The 259-nt window shown below is 55.2% G+C and carries 1 protein-coding gene; it reads left to right on the top strand.

The window, feature by feature from the left end; translation table 11 throughout:
• Positions 1–190: 190 nt before the first annotated feature.
• Positions 191–259 (top strand): M81 family metallopeptidase (locus tag SB772_RS42695; protein WP_410838857.1); only part of this gene is annotated, 69 nt, incomplete at its 3' end.

Genomic DNA, 259 nt, shown 5'->3' with positions numbered 1-259 from the left:
CGTCATGGCTTGCGCAGCGGCGCTGGCCGCCGTTCTCGTCCTCAAGGGCAAGCTGACGCTCAAGCAGGAATAGCGGCTTCGAAGCTGTATTCTTCGCGCTCACTTATGGCACAACAAATAGGCATCCGAATTAATTCGCGGGTGAGCGCCGTGCGTTCGCGCACGAGTCAAACATAGCAAGGTGACTTCAATGAAAATCCTGATCGCCGGTTTCCAGCACGAAACCAATACCTTCGCTCCGACCAAGGCATCCTATGAG

Origin of the sequence: Paraburkholderia sp. SIMBA_030 (assembly GCF_046535245.1) — a bacterium.
In the GTDB taxonomy this organism is placed as follows: Bacteria; Pseudomonadota; Gammaproteobacteria; order Burkholderiales; family Burkholderiaceae; genus Paraburkholderia.
Note: the sequence above shows the minus strand (reverse complement) of the source record. Positions and strands in the feature narration are given on the sequence as shown.